At 34.2% G+C, this 22,447-nt stretch carries 21 protein-coding genes; 14 read left to right on the top strand and 7 right to left on the bottom strand.

Going from position 1 to position 22,447, the window contains the following annotated elements:
- Positions 1–28: 28 nt before the first annotated feature.
- The gene (locus tag AC1RNE_RS17520) at positions 29–985 is read right to left on the bottom strand and encodes a sulfite exporter TauE/SafE family protein (RefSeq protein WP_492802640.1); all 957 of its coding nucleotides are present in this window, start codon (positions 983–985) and stop codon (positions 29–31) included.
- Between the two features lie 136 nt (positions 986–1,121).
- Here AC1RNE_RS17520 and AC1RNE_RS17525 point away from each other — a divergent pair, with 136 nt between their 5' ends.
- Both AC1RNE_RS17525 and AC1RNE_RS17530 read left to right on the top strand, forming a co-directional pair.
- Positions 1,122–1,985: a chromate resistance protein ChrB domain-containing protein gene (locus tag AC1RNE_RS17525; protein WP_492802641.1), complete on the top strand. Its 864-nt coding sequence runs from the start codon at positions 1,122–1,124 to the stop codon at positions 1,983–1,985.
- A 64-nt stretch (positions 1,986–2,049) separates the two neighbouring features.
- Complete coding sequence (locus AC1RNE_RS17530; RefSeq protein WP_492802643.1) at positions 2,050–2,565, top strand: hypothetical protein; 516 nt, start codon at positions 2,050–2,052, stop codon at positions 2,563–2,565.
- 63 nt (positions 2,566–2,628) lie between these two features.
- On the opposite strand, the gene AC1RNE_RS17535 is transcribed toward AC1RNE_RS17530, so the two are convergent.
- Positions 2,629–3,219 (bottom strand): DUF4202 domain-containing protein, encoded by a 591-nt coding sequence (locus tag AC1RNE_RS17535; RefSeq protein ID WP_492802645.1) that lies wholly within the window; start codon positions 3,217–3,219, stop codon positions 2,629–2,631.
- Between the two features lie 357 nt (positions 3,220–3,576).
- Between AC1RNE_RS17535 and AC1RNE_RS17540 the strand changes: the two genes are divergently transcribed.
- The 4 genes from AC1RNE_RS17540 to AC1RNE_RS17555 all read left to right on the top strand — a co-directional run bounded on the left by AC1RNE_RS17540 (position 3,577) and on the right by AC1RNE_RS17555 (position 11,469).
- Positions 3,577–6,156 (top strand): PAS domain-containing protein, encoded by a 2,580-nt coding sequence (locus AC1RNE_RS17540; RefSeq protein WP_492802646.1) that lies wholly within the window; start codon positions 3,577–3,579, stop codon positions 6,154–6,156.
- On the top strand, positions 6,153–6,554 hold the full coding sequence (locus AC1RNE_RS17545; protein ID WP_492802648.1) for a response regulator: 402 nt from the start codon (positions 6,153–6,155) through the stop codon (positions 6,552–6,554). The genes AC1RNE_RS17540 and AC1RNE_RS17545 overlap by 4 nt, the downstream gene beginning before the upstream one ends.
- A gap of 574 nt (positions 6,555–7,128) precedes the next feature.
- Complete coding sequence (locus tag AC1RNE_RS17550; RefSeq protein ID WP_492802649.1) at positions 7,129–7,491, top strand: hypothetical protein; 363 nt, start codon at positions 7,129–7,131, stop codon at positions 7,489–7,491.
- Positions 7,492–8,031: 540 nt separating this feature from the next.
- Positions 8,032–11,469 carry a sensor histidine kinase gene (locus tag AC1RNE_RS17555; RefSeq protein WP_492802650.1) on the top strand — a complete coding sequence of 1,146 codons (3,438 nt, stop codon included), beginning with the start codon at positions 8,032–8,034 and terminating at the stop codon, positions 11,467–11,469.
- Between the two features lie 83 nt (positions 11,470–11,552).
- On the opposite strand, the gene AC1RNE_RS17560 is transcribed toward AC1RNE_RS17555, so the two are convergent.
- On the bottom strand, positions 11,553–12,767 hold the full coding sequence (locus AC1RNE_RS17560) for an MFS transporter (protein ID WP_492802652.1): 1,215 nt from the start codon (positions 12,765–12,767) through the stop codon (positions 11,553–11,555).
- A 78-nt stretch (positions 12,768–12,845) separates the two neighbouring features.
- Entirely contained in the window at positions 12,846–13,499 is a 654-nt protein-coding gene (locus tag AC1RNE_RS17565; RefSeq protein WP_492802654.1) for a FadR/GntR family transcriptional regulator, read from the bottom strand.
- Between the two features lie 225 nt (positions 13,500–13,724).
- On the opposite strand from AC1RNE_RS17565, the gene AC1RNE_RS17570 reads away from it, so the two are divergent.
- The 7 genes from AC1RNE_RS17570 to AC1RNE_RS17600 all read left to right on the top strand — a co-directional run bounded on the left by AC1RNE_RS17570 (position 13,725) and on the right by AC1RNE_RS17600 (position 17,959).
- Entirely contained in the window at positions 13,725–14,075 is a 351-nt protein-coding gene (locus AC1RNE_RS17570; RefSeq protein WP_492802655.1) for a VOC family protein, read from the top strand.
- A 541-nt stretch (positions 14,076–14,616) separates the two neighbouring features.
- Positions 14,617–15,192 (top strand): RNA polymerase sigma factor, encoded by a 576-nt coding sequence (locus tag AC1RNE_RS17575; protein ID WP_492802657.1) that lies wholly within the window; start codon positions 14,617–14,619, stop codon positions 15,190–15,192.
- 7 nt (positions 15,193–15,199) lie between these two features.
- The gene (locus AC1RNE_RS17580; protein WP_492802659.1) at positions 15,200–15,496 is read left to right on the top strand and encodes a hypothetical protein; all 297 of its coding nucleotides are present in this window, start codon (positions 15,200–15,202) and stop codon (positions 15,494–15,496) included.
- Positions 15,493–15,978, top strand: a complete 486-nt coding sequence (locus AC1RNE_RS17585) for a hypothetical protein (RefSeq protein WP_492802660.1) — start codon at positions 15,493–15,495, stop codon at positions 15,976–15,978. The genes AC1RNE_RS17580 and AC1RNE_RS17585 overlap by 4 nt, the downstream gene beginning before the upstream one ends.
- Before the next feature lie 21 nt (positions 15,979–15,999).
- On the top strand, positions 16,000–16,746 hold the full coding sequence (locus AC1RNE_RS17590) for a YHYH protein (protein WP_492802661.1): 747 nt from the start codon (positions 16,000–16,002) through the stop codon (positions 16,744–16,746).
- 39 nt (positions 16,747–16,785) lie between these two features.
- Complete coding sequence (locus AC1RNE_RS17595) at positions 16,786–17,343, top strand: toxin-antitoxin system YwqK family antitoxin (protein ID WP_492802662.1); 558 nt, start codon at positions 16,786–16,788, stop codon at positions 17,341–17,343.
- Positions 17,333–17,959 carry an SCO family protein gene (locus tag AC1RNE_RS17600; protein WP_492802664.1) on the top strand — a complete coding sequence of 209 codons (627 nt, stop codon included), beginning with the start codon at positions 17,333–17,335 and terminating at the stop codon, positions 17,957–17,959. Before AC1RNE_RS17595 ends, AC1RNE_RS17600 begins: the two co-directional genes overlap by 11 nt.
- A gap of 99 nt (positions 17,960–18,058) precedes the next feature.
- Here AC1RNE_RS17600 and AC1RNE_RS17605 read toward each other — a convergent pair whose 3' ends face one another.
- The 3 genes from AC1RNE_RS17605 to AC1RNE_RS17615 all read right to left on the bottom strand — a co-directional run bounded on the left by AC1RNE_RS17605 (position 18,059) and on the right by AC1RNE_RS17615 (position 20,609).
- A complete protein-coding gene (locus tag AC1RNE_RS17605; protein ID WP_492802665.1) occupies positions 18,059–18,736 on the bottom strand; it encodes a hypothetical protein in 678 nt (225 codons plus the stop codon).
- 12 nt (positions 18,737–18,748) lie between these two features.
- Positions 18,749–19,387, bottom strand: coding sequence for a hypothetical protein (locus tag AC1RNE_RS17610; RefSeq protein ID WP_492802667.1), 639 nt, complete (start codon positions 19,385–19,387; stop codon positions 18,749–18,751).
- 256 nt (positions 19,388–19,643) lie between these two features.
- Positions 19,644–20,609 carry a hypothetical protein gene (locus AC1RNE_RS17615; RefSeq protein ID WP_492802668.1) on the bottom strand — a complete coding sequence of 322 codons (966 nt, stop codon included), beginning with the start codon at positions 20,607–20,609 and terminating at the stop codon, positions 19,644–19,646.
- Between the two features lie 426 nt (positions 20,610–21,035).
- On the opposite strand from AC1RNE_RS17615, the gene AC1RNE_RS17620 reads away from it, so the two are divergent.
- Positions 21,036–22,259: a TCR/Tet family MFS transporter gene (locus AC1RNE_RS17620; RefSeq protein WP_492802669.1), complete on the top strand. Its 1,224-nt coding sequence runs from the start codon at positions 21,036–21,038 to the stop codon at positions 22,257–22,259.
- The last annotated feature ends 188 nt before the right edge of the window (positions 22,260–22,447 follow it).

A 22,447-nucleotide genomic window follows, 5' to 3' on the forward strand; every position in this document is an offset into this window, starting at 1 on the left:
GAGGTAACTTAGTTAAGTTTGAAGGAAATTATCCAATAAGTTTCTTCAAACTTGCTAAGATTACTACAATACCCACCATAATCATCAACGCTTTTACTGGCAATTTACTTGATAAGCGAGCCGCAATTGGTGCTGCTACGATACCTCCAAGAATCAAGCCCAGAATGACCTGCCATTGCGAAAAGCCAATCACAAAAATGAAGGTTAACGAAGACGAAAGTGAGATAAAGAACTCAGCTAAGTTTACTGAACCAATCGTATATTTTGGATGACGTCCCGAAGCAATCAATGTTGAAGAAACGATAGGTCCCCAACCGCCACCGCCGATAGAGTCCATCATACCACCAAACCATGCTAATGGCCCAATCATTTTGATGTTTTTCTTTTGTTGTCTTTTTACTAAGGCTTTTCGGATAATAACTATCCCCAATATTAAAGTATAAACAGAAACGGCAGGTTTTACATATTGCATATAGCTTTCGGCCAAAGTAGAAAGTGCATAAGCCCCCAATACTGCCCCGATTACTCCTGGAATTAATACAGCTTTAAACAGTTTGGAATTAACATTGCCAAATTTTAAGTGCATATAGCCCGACACGCCACTCGTAAAAATCTCAGAAGCATGAACACTCATTGAAATTACTGCTGGCGACACCCCAACGTTCGCTAGAAAAGTAGAAGCCGTAACGCCATAAGCCATTCCCAAAGCTCCGTCAATCATTTGAGCGATAAAGCCCCCCAAGATGTAATAAAGGATATCTGAATTGATTTCGTGTAAACCTGTAGTAATATTTTGAATGGTTAGATAGGTAAAAATAAAATACCCTACAATCATCAAAGCTAGTGCATTAAAGAAGTGAATGGCTACTTCATAAGGTGTTCTTTCACGTTTCCAAATCTTAATAATGGCTTCTTCAAAAGGGTTTTTGGATGACTTCTTTTTCTCAACAACTTGTTCAAGATTAGTCGGTGATTCTATTTCCATAAAAAATTAAATTCTTAGTTTCCTACAAAGTTAATAGAGTTAAATAAATCTACAAAACAAGTAGAGTATTTATTTTTGAATTTAATATTAAGAGAATAAATTCTTATTTTGGCGTCGCATCCCAAAATCGTTCATTATGAAATGGATAACCCGAGAAAAACCAAAAATTGATAGAATAGCTTGCCCGTGGTTGATTAAAAAATACATTGACTCAGAGGCAGAATTTATTTTTGTTCCTTTTGATGCCGTAATTCAGCAAGCGGAAGCAATAGGAGCTATACCTTTTGATGTTCCGAACGTAGAATTATCCCATAAATTGGGCTTATGTACTTTCGACTGTTTGATTGAAAAATACAATATCAATGACGAACCTGTTCATACAATGGCGGTAATAGTACGTGGTGCCGATACTGACCGACATGATATTGCACCACAATCAGCAGGATTATGGGCAATCGCCTCGGGCATGGCTCATAATATTCAAGATGACCACGAATTATTGAAACAAGGCATGGTGATTTATGATGGCTTGTATAGTTGGGCAAAATACCTGCAAGCAGTAAAACATTTTCAGAATCCTTTTGAAAACCTTTTAGTGGATGTCTTTCAGAAAGTTTTTCAGCCCACTACCAAAAGTAATCGTAAGACGCCTGTATGGGCCAAGGAATTAAAGGATATTATTCAAGACCAAATAGACACGAATCTGACTTTAAGCCTGAAAGAAATTTCAAAAGAGTTGGATGTAAATCCTGCTTATCTTTCCAGAGAATTCTCTAAATATTTTGAAAACCTATCTTTTGGAGAATACATCCGCAAACTGCGGATTGAAAAAGCGATAGAGCTATTGAGTAATACCAATCACTCATTAACAGAGATTGCCTATTTAACAGGTTTTTCAGACCAGAGCCATTTTACTAGAATCTTCAAAAAATATACAGGCGAAAATCCATCGATTTTCAAAAAAAATATCACAAAAAGTAAGTTTGATACAAAAAGTTAATTATGTGCTATTTTGAGGAGGATTATTCTTGAAATTTTGTCAGGAACAATCCTTAATTCTTACAATGAAAAACAAAATTACTTACCTCATCTTTTTACTTTCTTTGTCTTTTAGCTTTTTTGCACAACAACCTTCGCCAGAAAATACCTATCCCAAAATTGTAGGCTATATGGGCATTTTGCATCCCATTACTACTTGGTCGGCTGATGGCACGAGCACATCAAATTTTGGGTCAAGTTATACGATTGGCTTCCCGACGGGCATTAATATCCTGAAAAGTGATAAAATCGGATTCAGTTTTGAATTTGTCCCAACGATTCGTTCAGAAAATGGAGTGAGTAAGGTAAACAATTTCTTGTTCCATCCAGGTGTAATGTTTCGATTTAAGCATGGACTTACTTTAGTAACAAGAGCAGCCTTTGAAACGGGCGGAAGATACGGTTTTACGCCAGTGCTAAATAAAGTAGTTAAAAAGAATAAGCATTCCAACTACTTTATAGCTGTCCCTTTGCCTGTTCGTTTTGGTAATGATAAGCCTACCTCTTATACCATAGGTTTTCAGTTTGGAGTAGGCTTTTAAAAGCATATAAAAAATAAAGACTATTTCAAAAGGAATATTAACCTATTGAAATAGTCTGTAATATTATTCAGCCAATAATTTCAAAGCCTCCTGAATATAAGCCAGACCTTGGGGCGAATAAGTTAGGTTCAATGCAAATTGATGTCCGTGGGCATCCATTTTTAATAAAGATTTTTTCAAAATATTAATTACCTTTTCTGGTGAATATTTGGGATGAAAATCTTCATATTGGAATTGTAAAAAAACTAAGCAAAGTGCATTTTCCATTGTCTGAACCTCTGGGTCAGTTTTTATTCTTTGTTTAAGAATAATCCTCTCTACTTTCGCAATGTCTTCTGCCTCATAACCTACCTCAATTAATATTTCTTTCGCTTTTTTAGCATGAAAAAATGATAAATCCTTACGCCACGTTAAATAACCTACTCTTCCGTCTGGATATGTTTCTCGGGCAATTTCCCAGCGACCAATATGCTGGCTTCGTGAAGCGAGTAACAATGCTTCTGTAGCAATAGGGTCTAATTTCAACACCCATTGATATAATTGTAGTGCTAAAAAATACTCCTGTGGATATTCCTTTTCTTCCCACACGAAAATATTATTATCAGCTTTATTATATTCATCAAATTTTTGAAAAGCAATTTCAAGTTTTTCCATTATCTTATAAATTGATTAGTATATTGTCGCTCTTTTTTCTGTAATGTTAAGGGTAAATCTTTCAAATAAAAAATTTACTTGCCAGAAGGCTCTATGATAGAATCTTTAAATAGTTATATTTTTAATTTATTGTATTAAATAGAATTTTATGATAAAATGAACTTTTAAACAAAATTTCCATTATTTTTTTTCAATAAAAATTTACGCCTGTGCTATTAATTATGAATTTAAGTGATGAAAAATCTGCTTAAATACAATAAAGCGTATATTTTTCATTTTTTTTGATTAGTTTGCATTGAGATTGATTTGGACTTACCCTACTATTTTAGTCTTTTTAAAAACTGCTTTCAATTCGATATGAATAATTTCACTCCGCCAAATGAATTTATTACAATTCAAGTTGAAGCACTACAGGAAAACGATTTCGATTTTGTTCTTGATGTAGCTTCAAATATATTTGATTCATCCGTCATTTGTCTATCTTTTGTGGAGACAGAAAGGCAGTGGTGTAAGTCAGCTAAAAATATTCAATTTAGCTTAGATTTACCTATAAGCCCTCTTTTGCTTAAACATGAAGGAGGAGATTCAAAGGAAATTTTTACGATTAATAATCCCCAAGATGCATGGTTGTTAGCAAAAGGGATTAAGTCTATCTCAAGTATAGCACTATATCTGCCTTCAGGTCTGATGTTAGGACATATTACTTTGCTCCATCCATCTTTGGTAGAGCTTACAGAAAAGGAGCAAAAAATCTTCAAAACATTTGCTAAAAAAACGATTGAATTAATTGAACAAAATCAACTTAATTTAGACGAATTACTTTTCGAAAAAAACCAATTAAAGGTATTATTAAGTGCCACCAACGATTATATATGGTGTGTAGATAGAAATCTAAACCTGATTTCTGCTAATAAAACCTATGTTGATGCCATCAAAAAACATACTGGAAAGACGTTAAAAGTAGGAGAAAGTTTTTTGTTGAAAAACTTCTATACCGAAGAGCTAATCCAACTGTTTAAGACACAAAGCCAGAAAGCATTTTTAGGAAATGCTTTTTCAGTAGATATTTATATGCCCGCTACTGAATGGTATAATGAGCAATGGATGGATATTACTTTTCATCCGATTTATGAAGATGGCAAGGTAGAAAAACTGGTACTAAATGCCCGAAATATTACCAAAAGAAAGAAGGATAAAGAGAAAATTAAAAAAAGTAAAGAACAATATAAGTTACTCTTTCTTTCAAATCCACAGCCCATGTGGATATATGATGTTGAAACGTTTGCTTTTTTAGAAATCAACGAGGCTGCCATACAGCATTATGGATATACTAGAGAAGAGTTTTTGAAAATGACATTGTTGGATATTCGTCCCAAAGAAGATGCTTATAAATACCTCGACTATACGAACGCTGATGACGAATTTGAGGCTAATCAATACGAGTGGAGGCATATAAAAAAGAATGGAGAAACGATTAGTGTACTAATTACGACTCATAACATAAAATATAATGGCAAAAAAGCCAAACACACCCTAATCAACGATATCACTGAACAAAAACTTTACTTAAAATTACTTGAAACAGAACGGGCTAATACGGCAGCCTTAATCAATAGTACCGATGATTTGGTTTGGAGCATTGACGAAAACCAAAACTTGTTGGCAGCGAATGATGCTTACTTGAATTTTATTGACAAAATCGCAGCTTGGAAACTTGAATCTGGCGATTCAATGCATCAAAATCAGCAATTTTTAGCGGAGCTAAAGCAGCATAGACAACTTCAATATGAAAGAGTATTGTCTGGTGAAACTTTTACGGTAGAGACTTATTCCCCAGCACTTGATTCAATATGGGGGGCATGGAGTGAGACCACCTATAACCCTATCAAAGATGGGGATAAGATAAGAGGGGCGGCAATGTTTTCCAGAAATATTACCAATCGTAAAAAGATTGAATTAGCGCTGGAGACTAACCAAAGGATTTTATTAGAAACTAGCGAAGTAGCACGTGTAGGGGGATGGGAAGTAGACTTGGTAAATAATACAGTTTCTTGGTCTAAAATCACGAAAGAGATTCATGAACTTCCGCTGGATTATGATTTGAAAGTGGATGAATTATTGGATTTTTACAGAGAAGGTGAAAATAGAACTAGGATTAGAAAGCTAATCGATACGGTGATAGCAGAAGCCAAAGACTTTGATTTTGAAACCCAGATTATTACTGCAAAGGGGCATGAGAAATGGATAAGAGTAAAGGGTGGAGTAGCGACTTTAGAAGGAAAATCTGTAAGATTATATGGCATGATTCAGGATTTAGAAGACTTGAAAAAGTTTGAAATCCTGCTAAAAGAAACAAGCGAGATTGGCCGTGTAGGTGGTTGGCAATATGACCTATCGACCAAAAAAGTAACTTGGGGCTCAATCACAAAAGAAATTCATGAAGTGCCGATAGATTATGAACCTACTTTTGAAAGCAGTATGTTGTCCTATAGAGAAGGGACAAGCAGGGATGCCATTGTAGAAGCGGTAAATAAGGCAATCAATTTTGGTACTCCTTATGACCATGAAGTACAAATTGTGACAGCTAAAGGGAAAGTACGTTGGGTTAGGGCCAAAGGACGAGTAGAATTGGCACAAGGAAAACCTATTCGTATATACGGGATGATTCAAGATATTAATGATCAAAAGAAGCATCTTGGAGAAATAGAAACTCAGAACAAACAGCTCAGAGAAATTGCATGGATGCAATCGCATATCGTTAGGGCTCCCGTGGCTAGAATTATGGGAATTATCAATTTATTGAATGATTTTGATAATATTGAAATAAGTAGGGAAGAACTTCTTCAAAATATTCTTGATTCAGCTTATGAGCTCGATGGGATTATAAGAAAAATCAATAACACAATTAAAACAGACCACAATAATATTTTAATATGAAACTCAATTTATTAATTGTTGATGATGACAAGATGGTGCAAACCCTGCACTCAATAATTGCAAAAAAAAGTGGGCTTACTGATGCTCCTATCAACTTTGCTGATGGGAAGCAAGCGTTTGATTTTATTATCAATAACAATGGAGATGATGCTTATTTAATACTACTTGATATAAATATGCCTGTGATGAATGGTTGGGAGCTATTAGAAGCTTTGCAAAAACAGGCGTTGAAAAATCAAATCTACGTCGTAATGGTAAGCTCTTCGATTGACCAGCACGACCTCGACAAGGCTAGTACTTATGAACAAGTAATTTCTTATGTTTCAAAACCTCTTACCAAAGATATTCTTGAAGGCTTAAAGTCTCAACAACAAGTAAAACGTTTTTTTGAAAATTAATTATAAGTGTTTTCTCTGCAAGAATCCCGAAAAATAAATTAAGTATTAATGCTTAATTTATTTTTCGGGATTCTATGTTTTATACACCCTTAGATGCTTTATTTTAAGTAGAAATCGAGTTGTTTTAGGTTGAATTTAATACTTAAATACTTTAAAAAGTATAAATTGTTATATTTCTTCGTCTGATTTTAAACCTACTGAATAATGGTAACAATGAAAATATATTTTTTTCATGATTATACGTATTTAGGTATCAATCCGATAGTATTATTGATGAAAACCAACTATTTGCTCAAAATTAGCTTCTAATTTCATATTTATTCTTTAATAAAAACAAAATATCATTAATTTTTGCTACTAAAACTCACTCATCTCGCTCAAAATCGAACATTTGTTTGTCAAAATTTTTGTGTGCATCTTACGTTTAGAATAAAAAAGCAACACAGTTTTGAATGTAAATAATACAATTTTCTAAGGTTTTTAATAATTGAAATTGATACTAGTTATTTATACTCAATTTTTTAGAGCAAGTAAATTCTGAAACAAAACATACAAACTTAAATCACATAACATCATGAAAACAAAAGTTTTTTGGGCGACCTTGTTAACATTAGCAAGTTATGGTTCGTTCGCTCAGGAGATTACGGCAAGTGATCCTGGGTATAGCACACACAATTACAAACATCCGAATAAAGCTGCTGCGGCAGCCAAAAAAAATAAAAAGTCATTTCCTATTAGCGAAAATGTAGCTATAAACAGGAATTATAAACAACAAGCATCAAACACTGCTGAAAAAGGGTTGAGCATTATCAGAAATCAACCAAAAGAAGAGTATCTGACATGGCAAAATGCTAAAATGCCTTATACTAAAGCAGTAGTAAAAGACCAACAAATGGCTAGTGATACTGCCAAAAAGAATGATTCAGTAATTGATTAAAGTCAATCACCTTATAATTGGCTATCTCTCGTATTTTTTACAAAATATAGGAGGTAGCCAATTTTTGTAATAATTAACATATGATAAAAAAATTAAACTTAATTGATGAGGTCTTGTATTATTTTAATTTTTTTGACCGTAAACTAAAAAATGAATTATAGTTTAAATTTTATATCATAAATTCAGGTAATAAATAGTTCTACACCACCTTATAATACTGCTATTTCTTAGATTAATACACCTTAATTATCTCTACTAAAAATTTGTATTACTTTATTGAATTAAAGTAATACAAAAAAACTTCTTCGTTTTCAAAAGCAAAAAAAAAACATAACCCGTTCAGAATTGATTTATTGCACTGGTAAATTGCCAGTAAAATATTGCCGTTTTTTTGTTGTTATTATCACAAATTAAGTAATCTTTCAGGTAAATAGTATTGGTGTTAAAGATGGTATAATCTTTGATTATAAATGTTTTAGGTCGAGTAACCACTTTACTCGCAATAAAAGATGATTTGTATAGTATAACAATCAAGTACCGATGAATATATTGGAGAATGAATCAAGAGCCCCTCAAGATTTTGAAAATATAAATGATAACTTGCTGGTAGCGATGTTCCAGTTAGTGCTATCCCCTGAAGGAGATATTTCTTTTCCTTATGTCAATAAGGTAATTGAAAAGATATTTTTTAATGTTGATAAAGATATTTTTCAGAACAATCCTTTAATATACTTACAATCTATCATCAATGATGATTATGAGGGCTTTTTTACTTCACTACAAACATCTCAGAAACAACTTAATAATTGGCTTTACGAATTCAGAATATGCAAGGATGGTATTGATGTTAGATGGCTACGGGTATTTGCTAGCCCAGAAAGTAATTCGGATGGCTCAACTATTTGGCATGGTTACTTCAAGGATATTTCAATCTTAAAAGCGAAAGAAGAACTTATCATCCTAAAAGAAAATAGATTTCTATCAATTATTGAAAATTGTCATGAAGGCTATGTTTTGTTGGATAGTGATGTTAATTTTCTTGAAATAAATACTACGGGTAAAAAGATTTTAGGTTTTGATGCTGATGATAGTATCGACTTTATCAAAGATAATATCAACATACATTATGAAGACCGACAATTATTAAATCAGGCTTTTAGAAAATCGTTTACAAACCCTGATGAATTAAATAAGGTAGAGTTTTGCATCAAGCTGGCTGATAATACGGATAAATGGCTTGAAGTATCAATACATAACCTACAACATAATCAGGGAATAGAGGCTATTTTGTTGAGTTTTAGAGATATCAATGACCAAGTGATTGCTAGAAAACAAAAAGAATTTGATGCCAAAAATTTAAAATCATTAATTGATAATACCCCTGAAATTGTATGGAGTATAGATACGTCATTTCGTTTAATATCCTATAATGCTGCCTTTGAAAAACTAATATTTGATTATTGTGGGGAGAGTGTTTATACAGGAAAAAACGTGTTAGATACGCTTAGTTCTATGCCAGCCCATCTAGCTCTCTACACTGCTTATTATGAAAGAGCAATGAGAGGAGAAACCTTTACTGAACAGTATAATATCTCATATAAACAAAATTTATGGAGAGAAGTGTCATTTTATCCCATGAAAATGGAAGATAAAATTATTGGAACGGCTTGTTATGGTAAAGATATAACGGAAAGAAAGCTCAGTGAGTTTGCCCTTCAGAAAACAAATGAACAATTATTGGCTGCTCAGAATATTGCTAGATTAGGCTATTGGGAAATAGATTTAATGGAGCAAAGTAATCACTGGTCAGAAGAAATGTATACTATTTTCGAGATAGCCACTGATCAAGCACCCCTCAACCTCGACGATGCCCTAAACTATGTTCATGAAGAAGATAAGGACAAGTTAGTAGAACAACACGGCTTGATGATGAATGAGGATAAGTACTTGAATGTTGATTTTCGTATCAACATGATAGATGGTAGGATTAAATACATCGTAATGAATGCCAAACTTATCAGAGATAAAGAAGGGAAAGCAAGTCAAATAAGAATTACTTCACAGGATGTCACAGAAAAGAAACAAGCAGAAAGAGATATTATAGAAAAGGAAAAGCGTTTTAAAGCCTTGATAGAAAATAGTTTAGAAGGAATTGCGATTGTAGATATAAATAACAATATGACTGATATCAGTCCTGGAGGGAAAAAAATATTTGGTATAAGTACACTTGAAGAGTACAAAGTAAATAGTATCCATCCTGATGATTTACAAGAGCTTAGTAGAATTTATCATGAAGTATATAATAAACCAAATTATAATCCGACGGCATCTTTTAGATACACAAGACCTAATGGAGAATTATTATGGATTGAAACTCATTTTAATAACCAACTAGCAGAGCCTTCTATTAAAGGAATCGTCATGAATTTTAGGGATATTACTGAACGAAAGAAAGCAGAACAATTGCTTAAAAGTGAACAGTATTTACTCAGAACAATAGTTGATAATTTACCCTTGAACGTATATGTAAAAGATTTAGCGTCAAGAAAGACTTTAATTAACAAAGCCGAGCTTGAATACTTAGGTTTTAAAGAAGAAAAAGAAGGGCTAGGCAAAAGCGATTACGAAACTTTTACAGAAGAATATGCTAAAATATTTATAGAGGAAGATCAAACTGTATTCAAAACGGGCAATGCTATTATTAACAAAGAAACATTAATTGATGACCCTAGCAAGAAAAGAGTATGGTACTTATTATCTAAGATACCGATGGTTAACGAGCAGGGAGAAGTGGATAGATTGATAGGCATAAGTATTAACATCACCGAGCTAAAATTAGTAGAAGAACAATTGCGCGAAAGTGAATTAATGTTTAAAAACTTAGCCAAGAGTGTTCCAGGGGTTGTTTATCAGTTATGTGTTGAAGCAGACGGGTCAACTCATTTCCCTTATTTAAGCTCTAAAATGGCTGATATTTTCGGAATTGAATTTGATATTAACGAGACAGATTTATCAAAACACATCTATTATGAAGATAAAAAAGCTTTTTTATCTTCTATGTATGTAGCTGTTCAAACGCAATCTGATTGGCATTTTGAAGGAAGGATTCTGAATGAAAAGAATGAAATTAAATGGTTTGAAGGCATTTCAAGCCCTACCGCTATTGGTCAAAAAGTTATTTTTAACGGCATTCTAATCGATATTACTGAAAGAAAAAATGCAGAGGAAGCCAAAAAACAACTTCGTCAATTAGAACTTTCGTTAGAGAAGGAAAAAGAAATCAATTTACTAAAATCACGCTTTATTTCTTTTGCTTCACACGAATTTAGAACACCCCTTGCAACCATCGTTACCAGCATTGATATTTTGGGTATTTATACTAATATGCTTAATAATATCGACATTAAAGATAAAATACAACATCATCTTAATAGGGTAACGCTTCAGTCTACTCGTTTGACCGAAATGCTAAAAGATGTTCTTTTATTAGAAAAAACAGCGAATGACAAGCTCAATTTAGAATTAGAGTATATCGATATTGTAGCGTTAGTAAATGAAATCAACTCACAATATTTTTCAGATAGAAAAGACCTTAGAAAACTTGATTTATCTATACCCTTAGCAAGCAAAGTGATTTATTCAGATGCCTCTTTGTTAAATCATGCTATCAGTAATTTGGTTGATAATGCCTTTAAGTATTCAAAAGGAGCGGCTAATCCTAGTCTAGCATTGAATTTTAACGAGCATAATTTTACCATAATTATCAAAGATTATGGCATAGGTATTCCTTTAGAAGACCAGAAGAATTTATTTGAGATATTTTTCAGAGCCAATAATGTATTGGCGATAGAAGGAACAGGTTTGGGGCTGAATATTACCAAAGAATTTACCAATAAATTGGGTGGAACAATAACTTTTGAAAGCGAAGAAGGAAAAGGTACAGCATTTACATTAACCTTTCCGTATCAATATTGTTAAGTAAACATCCATCAAAAAAGCAGTCAGAAAACTAATTTCTGACTGCTTTTTTGATGGATGCGGATTATAATTCCGTTAACCCTTTATTTTACATGTGGCTTTTGGTTAGGTAATAAGCTAGTAATAATGCCCATTAACGGCAGGAATGCACATATTTTAAAGATATAGGCAATACTTGTAGAGTCTGCTAAGGCTCCTAATACCGCAGAGCCAATACCGCCCATCCCAAAAGAAAACCCAAAGAATAGTCCCGCTACCAAACCAATTTTATCTGGCATCAAGTCAGTAGCATATACTAATATTGCTGTAAAGGCTGAGGCGATGATTAGCCCGATGATTACTGCAAAAGCAATCGTCCAGAACAACGATAAATAAGGTAAGAAAAGCGTAAACGGAGCGGCACCTAATATAGACACCCAAATGATTTTCTTTCTACCATAACGGTCACCCAGTCCACCACCTAACACTGTTCCAATAGCAACAGCGCCAAGAAACATAAAAAGATATAATTGTGACTCTTTTACAGAGATATGAAATTTATCTATCAAGAAGAAGGTGAAATAATTGGTCATTGAGGCTAAATAGATGTATTTAGAAAACACAAGCGCCAATAAAATAGCGATAGAAAATATTACTTTTTTGCGAGGTAATTCTGATACTATTACTGATGAATTATCCTTAGCAATTGTTTTTCTAGCAGCAATTTTCTCTCCATACCATTTCCCAATGCGTAGCAACACAATAATACCGACGAAGGCTGCAATGGCAAAAAGACTTACATAATTTTGTCCTAAGGGAAGAATAATTAAAGCTACCAATAAAGGCCCTACAGCACTGCCAGCATTGCCACCCACTTGAAAAATAGATTGTGCTAATCCCTTCTGACCACCCGAAGCCAATTGTGCCACGCGCGATGCCTCAGGGTGAAAAACAGATGAACCCATGCCAATAAAACTAACCGATAACAGGATTAAATAGTAATGATTGGCAAAAGCCAGACAAATCAATCCTATTAATGAAAGCGTCATGCCTATGGCCAATGATTTTGGATTAGGCTTTTTATCTGTATAAATCCCCACAAAAGGTTGTAGGATAGAAGCCGTAAGCTGAAAAACTAATGTAATAACGCCTATCTGGGCGAACGTAAGTTTGAATTCACCTTTCAAGATAGGATATAACGAAGGAATGGTTGATTGAATAAGGTCATTTAAAAAATGAGTAAAGCTTATAGCAAACAATATCTGATAAACGATTTGTTTGGTAGCAGGGGAGGCTGTTTTTGTTAGCGTACTATTCATCGGTATTAAAGTTTATTTTCATCATATCATCAGATGAATTTGAATAAAATTAAAGTCAATTATTAATAAGGGTGAAAATTATAATCTTGAAATAATGCTGTTGGCAGCGGAGGCTGCTTTTTCAGGATTTTGAAGTTCAATCCATTGTAATAGGTCTTCGTGTAGTGAATGTGATTCCTTGAAGTTGTCAGTATTTTGATTAATACTTGCAAACGATTTTGTCACTTGAATACTCGCTGTTTTATAAATCTCTGTTAGTATCGGATTCCCACAAGCTTCGGCGATAGAGATATGAAAATTTACATCTGCATGAATACAATTTTGAACATCATTTTCTGTTGCAAACTTTTTTCTAAGACTTAGCCATTTACTACTTGTTTTTAATTGACTAGGCGTACGATTTAAGGCGGCTTTTTCGGCAATCTTTACTTCTAGTAAAGAGCGAACTTCAATAACATCCGCTATTTCTGCACGACCCATTTGGTCATTGAGCGACTCTTGAATTTTATCGGATGCCACAAATGTACCAACGCCCTGTTGAACAGCTAATAAGCCTTGGATAGATAAAATTTTGATAGCTTCACGAATACTAGAACGCCCGACACCAAAGAGTTTCATTAATTCAGACTCAATTGGGAGTTTATCACCAATTTTATAATTGCCCAAAGAAATTTGCTCAATTAGCCTATCGGCTACTTCTTCTGCTAATGTTTTTTTATTAATTAAGCTCATGTTATTATACATCATATCATCAGATGATTACAAAGGTAAGATTTTTAAGGTTGATACAAAAAAATATTCAATATTTTAAGCGTAGTCATAGCTATTTAAGGAAACAATAAAATAAATTCTATTATAAATAATTGAATATGAATGTTTTAAATATTTAATGGTTTCTCATGCTTAGCTATTAGTATTCTTTCTAATTTTAAATCAACAAACAACCCAACAGATACTATGAAATTTTTATCGCTTGAACCATTTGTTCCTTCGGGAAAAGAGTTTGAAAAATCAAAGCAATTTTTTCAAGAATTAGGTTTTAATATCAACTGGCAGGAATCAGATTATGCTGGTTTTGAAAGAGACGGCTGTAAGTTTATTTTACAAAGATTTGATGACATTGCTTTTGCCCAAAACTATATGTTGAGTGTGAAAATAGATAATGCAGAAGCATTTAGAATAACAGTACTAGAAAAGAAACTGCCAGAGAAATTCGGTATTAAAATAGGAGAGGTATCCAAACAACCTTATGGCATAGAAGTTAATATCATAGATATCGCAGGTGTTTGTTGGCATTTTGTAGAGTAAAATCATTGATAATATAAATTATCTCAATTTTCTCATAAAATAGCGAGTTTTTCAAGATTTCAAAGTCTTTTTGATTTATTCTCGTCCTTACTTTTTGTCTTGATACAAAAAGTAACCGCGACGGCGGACCGTAAAAAAATCAAGAATTCCTAAACTCGCTCCGCTCAAACAGTAGGAATTCGTTGTCTCTCAATCACAAAAAGCGGTCTAACAACTTATTAGACCGCTTTTTGTGATTTTAAAATTCAGGAGGACTCCTGTTTATGATTGATGAATATCGAATTCCTACTGTTTGAGCGGAGCGAGTTTAGGAATTCTTGATTTTCTTTTGTTACTTTTCTTTTATCAAGAAAAGAAAAGTAAGGACAGAACGATAATAAATATTAAACTTCTAAAACTTATTAGTCTAAAGAAAAACTCAGTATGTCTCACATTTTCGCTACAATACCTTAATTCAACTTTAATAAAATTTTTTTAAAAAAGACCGCAAGTTTTTTTTAAAAACAACATCTAAAGAATAAATGAACCTCGATTATTGCTAATGATTGAAACCGAACTGTTAGAAAAGTTAAAAAATGCTGATGAAGCAGCTTTTCGATTTTTAGTGGAAAAGTACCAAGACAAAGTATTTAATACTTGTCTGGGCTTTCTGCGGAATGTCGAAGAAGCTGAAGATTTAGCACAAGAGGTTTTTATTGAGCTTTACGAATCGATACATTCTTTTAGAGGCGAAGCCAAGGTTTCTACTTTCTTGTATAGAATTGCGGTGACTAAATCATTGGATTATCTGAGGAAACAAAAAAGGCAGAAGCGATTGAGCTTTGTTTTATCCTTATTTGGACTAGAAGACCAAATCAACACTGTAGGCAGTATCGAAACAGACCACCCTGGTGTATTGCTTGAAAATAAGGAAAGAACCAACCTAATGTTTAGTAAAATAGATGAACTGCCCGAACGCCAAAGAGTTGCGTTTTCACTTCATAAGCTTGATGGATTGAGTTATCAAGAAATTGCAGAAGTGATGGAACTGAGCGTTTCATCCATTGAGTCTTTGATTTTTAGGGCAAAACAAAGTTTGCAGAAGAAACTAAAACAATATTACGAAACTGAAAAATAAGGGCCATATGAAAAATATAGAAGAAGAAATATTCAAAACACTGGAGAGTATTGATAAGATACAACCAGTATCGTCGAATCCATATTTGTATGCCAAAATCAAAAATCGTATTAATCAGCGTCCTTTGCCAGTGATAATGCCTTGGATGAGTTATGCAAAATTAGCGGTATGTATGTTCATTGTGGGTTTTAATATAGTGACTATCAGTAAAATTTACATTAGTAATAGCCAGCCTACCATGACTAAAGAAGAATTAGGCAATTATTTAGGCATATCAGGCACTCAAAATGTGTATGAACCATGAAAAATAAATATAATTGGATAATCGGCTTCTTGGTGGTGATGAATATCATGCTATTAGGAACGGTTTGGTTTTCTCACCGAAGACCTCCACATCATGATAGACAGGAAGTCAGAAAGCTGGTAGAGAAAACCCTTCAATTTACCAAGGCTCAGAGCGAGCAGTATGATGTACTTATTAATGAACATCAACGTGACTTGAGGGCAATTAATGAGGAAATATTGCCATTGAAAAATAAGCTATTCCAAATGGTTGGTTCGCCCGAAGATACTGTAAAAACACAGGTATTATCTGAAAAAATAGCCCAGCTCATTGTCAAACAAGATTTAGTAACGGTAAATCATTTTAGGAAAGTAAGAAATACGATTTGTAATAAAGACCAAAAAATATTGCTAGACCATCTACTATCAGAGATTTTAGCAAAAATGAGCCATCAAGGTGGCCCTCCGCCACCAAGAGGTGAAGAAGGAAGAAGACCAGAATAATTAACTTAACCCATTAAAACTATGAAGTATTACTCATTAATCGTGCTTTCAATTATTTTTCTAGCTTGTAAACAAAGCGATGATACTAGCGTCACACCAACTACTACAACATCGGATGTGGATATTTCAGTCATTAAAAATAAGTTCTCGGGTGTTAGCGTTACCGCCACTGTGGAAGGAGATTATCTGGTGATTCGGAGCAATGGTATTCCAGACCATAAGAGTCCGTATTTTGCCAAAACCGATGCGCGTTATGAAGCCTATAATGGCACCAATACTAAGTTTAGTATAAATCCGAATAGCATTTCAGAGCAAGCATTGGTTTTTAAAATACCCTTACACCCAACCAAAGCTAGTGCTTCAGCAGCTACGCCTTTAGGACCAATAGGGGTTTCATTGAATGGTATTCCTTTTTTCAATCAATATGCAGGGCCAAATCAGCCTTTGACCAACGAAATAAATTCTTTTGACCAATATTTGGGACATCCCCAGCAAACGGGTCAATATCATTATCATCAAGAACCTGCTTACCTAACCACTAAAAATGGAAAAAGTGCTTTTTTAGGATTACTGCTCGATGGATTTCCTGTATATGGGCCAGTAGAAAATGGAAAAGCCGTAACCAATGCTGATTTAGATAATTTACATGGGCATTCGCATGCTACTACCGAGTTCCCCGCTGGTATTTACCACTACCATATTACCGATGCTGACCCTTATATCAATGGAACAGGCTTTTATGGAACATCTGGAACAGTGAGTAAATAAGTTTAGCAAGGCTATTAAACCGATGATTGTTTTATTTCAATGGTAAAATTTATCACTTTATTGCTTTTTATTACAGTGGCATGCCATTCATCCCAAGAGGAAATTTCTTGGGATGATAAACTATTCCATCAAAAAGAAGAATACCTGTATTATCAAGACAAGCCATTTACTGGAGCCGTTTTAAAGTTTTATACAAACCATACAATACAATCAAAACAATATTTTTCAGCAGGAAAATTAGATGGCTTGTCAGAGAAATGGTTTGAAAATGGGCAGATACAAGAGCGTAGGTACTTTACAAAAAATCATAAAACAGGCAAACATGAAGCTTGGTGGGAAAAAGGACAACAACGATTTGAATATGAATTTGATAATGACGTACCTATCAAAACACATAAAGAATGGTATCCTAATGGTCAGCTTTTTACAATAAGCAATTATGATGAAAATGGACAACCGATGGGTGTACAACAAATGTGGTTTGATGATGGCAAGATAAAAGCGAACTATGAAGTGAAAAATGGTCGACGATTTGGCTTATTGGGTGCTAAAGGCTGTATGAGTAAGAATGAAAAATCAGTTACGAATGAAAACTAGCTACATTATCGCCTTGTGTATGGCTCTAATTTGTTGGAGTTGTAAAAGCCCTAAACAAGAGCAACTGCCTTTTTATAATACGCCTGATTTTACGGCTGTTTGGAAGGCTGAGGAGGTCTCGCATAAACTTGCTCCTTTTCAATTTCAGAATCAAGACAATAAGAATATCAACGAAAAAGACTTATTAGGTAAAATCCATGTAGCCAATTTCTTCTTTACGATTTGCCCAAGTCTATGTCCAAGGTTGATGGAATCTATGCAAAAAGTATCGCAAGCTTTTCCTAATGATAGTAGCGTGTGGATAATGTCTTATAGTGTCATGCCTAATCGTGATAGTGTAAGCGTTTTAAAGAATTATGCTATAACCCATAAAATTAACACACCAAAATGGAATTTATTGACAGGCGACAAGAAAGCCATTTACCAACTTGCGAGGAAATCATATTTTGCAGATGAAAATTTAGGCGTTCAGAAACAAGAGAATGATTTCCTGCATACTGAAAACTTTATATTAGTAGACAAGCAACTGAGAATCAGAGGAATTTATAATGGAACAATTCCCTTAGATATCGAGCATTTGATTGAGGATATTAAGGTATTGAAAGGTGAGGAGTAAAATTGAGTTATTCTGAATATGTCCTTATAATAAGTTTTGTATTGATTATTATTTTCCTTTTAGGGTGCGACTTAAGTCGCACCCTAAAAGGAAAAACACTTACTTTATTACATACCTAATACCCAACCCATAAGAGAATGCAAGGCTAGGAGTAAAGCTATAATTAAATTGTTTTTGGGTGAAGTTTTCGGTGGTTCCTCCTTGAAGAGGAGATATTCTCCCGTCTGTCCACGCATAATTTAAATTAGCAACATTCAAGTTAAGTAAATTACCCGTAAATGCCCATTTATCATTTAAACGATACATTATTCCTCCATTTCCAAACAAATTTAATCCAAGACTATTAGTAGTTTGTTGGGTATAATTGACTGAACCGCTATTTTGGAGTGTTTTAGATTGCAAATTTCCATAATTTACACCTCCCATAATACGACCATAAATACCGATTTTTCCAAAGATACTTTTATAGTATTCATGCCCTTTGTTCAAACCAATATTCAGAACCTTGTTTTGAAGTGCTGAAGTTTGATAAGATTGATCCGTGTAATTGATGTTCAATGAAAGAATACGGGCTGTATTTTTAGTGCTATATTTCCCCCAGTCTACCCCAATTGCATAGGTCTTTTGTCCCGCCATATTACTGCTTGAACTCAAGGATTGATTAACATTCAATGAGCCTTGCAGAAAAGAATCGCCAGCATTAAACTGGGCTTTTGAATAAGTATTCGCTAACAATATGATAGCAAAAATGTATATAAATTGTATGTTTGATTTCATCTTAATAGGGATTTAGAATGTTTTGCCAATTGAAATAGATAATGAACTTACATTCATGATACTATTGAGCATTAAATTCGTCTGCTGTTCTGTACCTATCTTATAATGTTGTAAATTCAAATTTACCAAAGAGGTTTGCCCGTTGATAAATAGATTTTTCTTTAAGAAATAACGTGCTCCGAAGTTCACACCTGCTTCTAGCTGATAAGTATTGTAGTCATAAGTATAGGTAATATTGCCCGTTCTGAATCCATAGCCAACCTTCCCTACGATTTCTCCATAAATCGCTAATGATTTATTCAATGGCTTAAATTTATCTACAAAATAACCTGCTTTTATGGTATGAAAATAGTTGTTGTTTGTAGATGAATTACTACTAGAGTAAGTGCTTGATTGTAGGGTATAATCCAACAACCAGCCCTTTGCCAAAAAATCCTCACTGAATTTAGCTCTTTTAAAGCCAATCGCTATCGTGTGGTTTGCGTGGTCAGTAGTCAAAGATGTTGCCCCTTTAGTGTCGTTAGAGGTAATATTTCCACTGAAGGTACCCTCTACTTGCCAAAATTTAGTGTCTTTTTCATACTGGGCTTTAGAGAGGAGGCTGACCATGAGAAAAATCATTATCAGCAAAGAGGTTTTTTTATGAAACATAATTTAAGAGTTTAAGTAAGTGTTTATTATTTAATGACGAAAGTACTAGCTTGTGTTAAAACAAGCAAATAAGTGAAAATAGTCAGTATCATATTTATTTAAAGCGTATGGAAACCTTTGTTGATGTTGATAATCAACGATATAATAGTGGCTTATACGTGGCTATGACAATTGATGTTGTGATAACCCCTACAAAAAAAACGGTTGTAGTAAATAAATACTACAACCGTTTTTTAAATAAAGAAATATCCTCGCTTTACTTCTGTACTTTAATATCGAAATTAATAGTGCCTGCTACACCCGCTACGATACTATTGATTTTAATAAGCCCCTTTTTACCTCTACCATTCAAGAAGGCATATACTTTGCCTGATTCAACAGCAATAAATTGAGGAGCAGTATTAGAGATACTCAAAGCTCCCAATGCTACATCATTAGCAGTGGCAAAGTCTACAGCAGTAGGTGCTACCGCAAAATAAGTAGGTGAACCTCCGCCCGTATAAGAACCTGAACAATCAGTTGCAGTTGCTGTGGTACTTAAACTAAAGCTAGCACTTCTGGCTGGGTTAGACATCAACGTTGATTTGACAGGTGAACCCACAGATGCATACGTAATATCTACATACTTCATGTTTGAATCTAAATCACACACTTTATAAATATCGCCTGTAGCTGAAGTTACCCTTGAACCTGCTGCATTCGATTGCGCCCCCAAAGTAAGGGAAGTCCAAGAAGCAATTTGGGCTTCAGAAGAAACATTCACGACTAAGGTTCTACGCGTTACATTCGCAGAAGTACTATTGGCATCTGTTGACGTATTATCATATACATCAAAATGGATATAAACTTTTCCTGACGTTGGCGAAACAGTATAGTCAATCGTTTGTGTTTGTTCGTCTTTATTTTTCAATTTAATTTCAAACAAAGGTGTGGCATTGGCAGGACGATAATTCGCAGTAGTTTCTACAAAAACCCGAAGGATTCGAGGTTTTCCTCCTGATGCTGTTTTCTTGATTAACAACGATACGTTTACATTATCCCCATTTGCCGCTACAACCGATGATGTTGAGTTGATAGTTGGGTCTGTAAAGGTGACATCTAGTCCGCCCGTTGCAGCAGGTAAAGTATTATCCACAGTTGTTGGTTGAATATCTGGCGTAACACCACACGCCGAAACCAAAGCCACTAAAATGACTACAAATAAGTTTGATAGTTTTTTCATGTTTTTACAGAAAATAATAAGCAAGGAATTAGTTAATTATGTTTAGTTTACAGAAGCTTGAAAGGACTTACACCGCAAAACAAAAAAGGAAAATAGATTGGTTTTTAAATCTATTAGTAACAAATAATATTAGCCGATTTTCACAAAACTATGCAACCTTTAACGCTTAAACAAGCTGGGTACATCATCATGTGAGGCTAAAAAATAATGCTGACACAACATTGGTATTGAATTTCAAGCAGTTCTGGCTATCTATCAAAATGAAAAATAATGAATTGACTTACATAATTTATGATTATTACACATATAAAGGATATATTAAAATCATGCCAGTGATAGAGAGCCTTCAAAGCAAAAGGCTGTCTCTTTTACAAAAAATGCTTAACTTGCTACATAATTATTATCTGTGAATTCACTTCTTTTCTCATGTCAGCAAAACGAAACCCTGCTATTGTATTTATTTTCCTTACTATATTGATTGATGTTTTAGGAATAGGAATTATTATGCCTGTTTTACCTAAACTATTACAAGAACTTACTGGTAAAGGTCTAAGCGAAGCATCACAATACTCTGGTGTTATGATGGCTGCCTACGCTTGTATGCAATTTATTTTTTCACCCATTCTTGGTGGACTAAGTGATAAGTATGGTCGTCGTCCTATTATTTTAGGCTCACTTTTTGGCTTTGGATTAGACTACATTCTGCTGGGTTTTGCACCAACTATCGCATGGTTGTTTGTTGGGCGAATCATTGCAGGTATCACAGGGGCAAGCTTCACCACAGCCTATGCTTACATAGCTGATATTTCAGATGATGAAAACCGTTCTAAAAACTTTGGTATGATTGGCGCTGCCTTTGGGGTTGGTTTTGTAATAGGTCCAGTAATTGGGGGAGAATTAGGTGAAATAGGAGCAAGAGTTCCATTTTTTGTAGCAGCAGCTTTAACGCTTTTGAATTGGCTATATGGTTATTTTGTATTGCCTGAATCATTGAAAGTAGAAAATAGAAGAGATTTCGATTGGAAACGTGCTAATCCTATTGGTTCATTAAAAAATTTAGGACGATATCCAGTTGTATTAGGCTTGGTTGGTGCATTTTTTTGCTTGCAGTTGGCAGGACAAACACATCCAAGTACTTGGGCATACTTCACCATGAAAGAGTTTAAATGGAGTGCCGCTGAAGTAGGGCACTCACTTTCTTTTGTAGGGTTGGTTGTTGCTATCGTACAAGGCGGTTTAAATAGGATTATTAATCCAAAATTGGGTAATAGAAACTCTGTCATGGTAGGTTTATTGTTCTATGCAGCAGGCTTTGCCTTGTTTGCTTTAGCTACCAAAGGCTGGATGATGTATGCTTTTATGATTCCTTTTGGCTTAGGCGGTATTGCGGGACCAGCGTTACAAAGTATGATTTCTAAACAAGTACCTGCTAATGAACAAGGTGAATTACAGGGAGGGTTAACCAGTTTACAAAGTGTAACAACCATCTTCGGTCCATTGTTAGCGTCTAATTTATTTGCTTATTTCTCAGCAAAAAATGCACCTGTTTTCTTCCCGGGAGCAGCCTTTATGATGGCAGCAGTTTTAACGATTATTGCTTTATTAATAGCCTTGAAATCTTTTCCTAGAAAATCTGTAGCAAAAGCGTAGGGAGTTGTGGATGAGGAGTTTTGAATTGTGAGTGGGGAATTTTCTGCCCTTATTCACCCACCTTGTTAGTCTGGGAAATCCTATAAAAACCTCAATAAGTGCAGAAGTACAGGATATTCCTATTAGGGTGTGACTTAAATCGCATCCTAATAGGAAGGAGAGATTTTCTAGGCTTCTGCTTTGTTGGT

It is taken from the genome of Arcicella sp. GW822-FHT02H01, assembly GCF_058802005.1.

Coding starts and splice junctions, on each gene's coding strand:
- AC1RNE_RS17555 (WP_492802650.1), top strand. CDS start 8,032: ATGAATATATTGGAGAATGAATCAAGAGCCCCTCAAGATTTTGAAAAT.
- AC1RNE_RS17520 (WP_492802640.1), bottom strand. CDS start 985: ATGGAAATAGAATCACCGACTAATCTTGAACAAGTTGTTGAGAAAAAG.
- AC1RNE_RS17575 (WP_492802657.1), top strand. CDS start 14,617: ATGATTGAAACCGAACTGTTAGAAAAGTTAAAAAATGCTGATGAAGCA.
- AC1RNE_RS17620 (WP_492802669.1), top strand. CDS start 21,036: ATGTCAGCAAAACGAAACCCTGCTATTGTATTTATTTTCCTTACTATA.
- AC1RNE_RS17580 (WP_492802659.1), top strand. CDS start 15,200: ATGAAAAATATAGAAGAAGAAATATTCAAAACACTGGAGAGTATTGAT.
- AC1RNE_RS17600 (WP_492802664.1), top strand. CDS start 17,333: ATGAAAACTAGCTACATTATCGCCTTGTGTATGGCTCTAATTTGTTGG.
- AC1RNE_RS17565 (WP_492802654.1), bottom strand. CDS start 13,499: ATGAGCTTAATTAATAAAAAAACATTAGCAGAAGAAGTAGCCGATAGG.
- AC1RNE_RS17615 (WP_492802668.1), bottom strand. CDS start 20,609: ATGAAAAAACTATCAAACTTATTTGTAGTCATTTTAGTGGCTTTGGTT.
- AC1RNE_RS17595 (WP_492802662.1), top strand. CDS start 16,786: ATGGTAAAATTTATCACTTTATTGCTTTTTATTACAGTGGCATGCCAT.
- AC1RNE_RS17530 (WP_492802643.1), top strand. CDS start 2,050: ATGAAAAACAAAATTACTTACCTCATCTTTTTACTTTCTTTGTCTTTT.
- AC1RNE_RS17610 (WP_492802667.1), bottom strand. CDS start 19,387: ATGTTTCATAAAAAAACCTCTTTGCTGATAATGATTTTTCTCATGGTC.
- AC1RNE_RS17550 (WP_492802649.1), top strand. CDS start 7,129: ATGAAAACAAAAGTTTTTTGGGCGACCTTGTTAACATTAGCAAGTTAT.
- AC1RNE_RS17605 (WP_492802665.1), bottom strand. CDS start 18,736: ATGAAATCAAACATACAATTTATATACATTTTTGCTATCATATTGTTA.
- AC1RNE_RS17560 (WP_492802652.1), bottom strand. CDS start 12,767: ATGAATAGTACGCTAACAAAAACAGCCTCCCCTGCTACCAAACAAATC.
- AC1RNE_RS17585 (WP_492802660.1), top strand. CDS start 15,493: ATGAAAAATAAATATAATTGGATAATCGGCTTCTTGGTGGTGATGAAT.
- AC1RNE_RS17570 (WP_492802655.1), top strand. CDS start 13,725: ATGAAATTTTTATCGCTTGAACCATTTGTTCCTTCGGGAAAAGAGTTT.
- AC1RNE_RS17590 (WP_492802661.1), top strand. CDS start 16,000: ATGAAGTATTACTCATTAATCGTGCTTTCAATTATTTTTCTAGCTTGT.
- AC1RNE_RS17540 (WP_492802646.1), top strand. CDS start 3,577: ATGAATAATTTCACTCCGCCAAATGAATTTATTACAATTCAAGTTGAA.
- AC1RNE_RS17545 (WP_492802648.1), top strand. CDS start 6,153: ATGAAACTCAATTTATTAATTGTTGATGATGACAAGATGGTGCAAACC.
- AC1RNE_RS17535 (WP_492802645.1), bottom strand. CDS start 3,219: ATGGAAAAACTTGAAATTGCTTTTCAAAAATTTGATGAATATAATAAA.
- AC1RNE_RS17525 (WP_492802641.1), top strand. CDS start 1,122: ATGAAATGGATAACCCGAGAAAAACCAAAAATTGATAGAATAGCTTGC.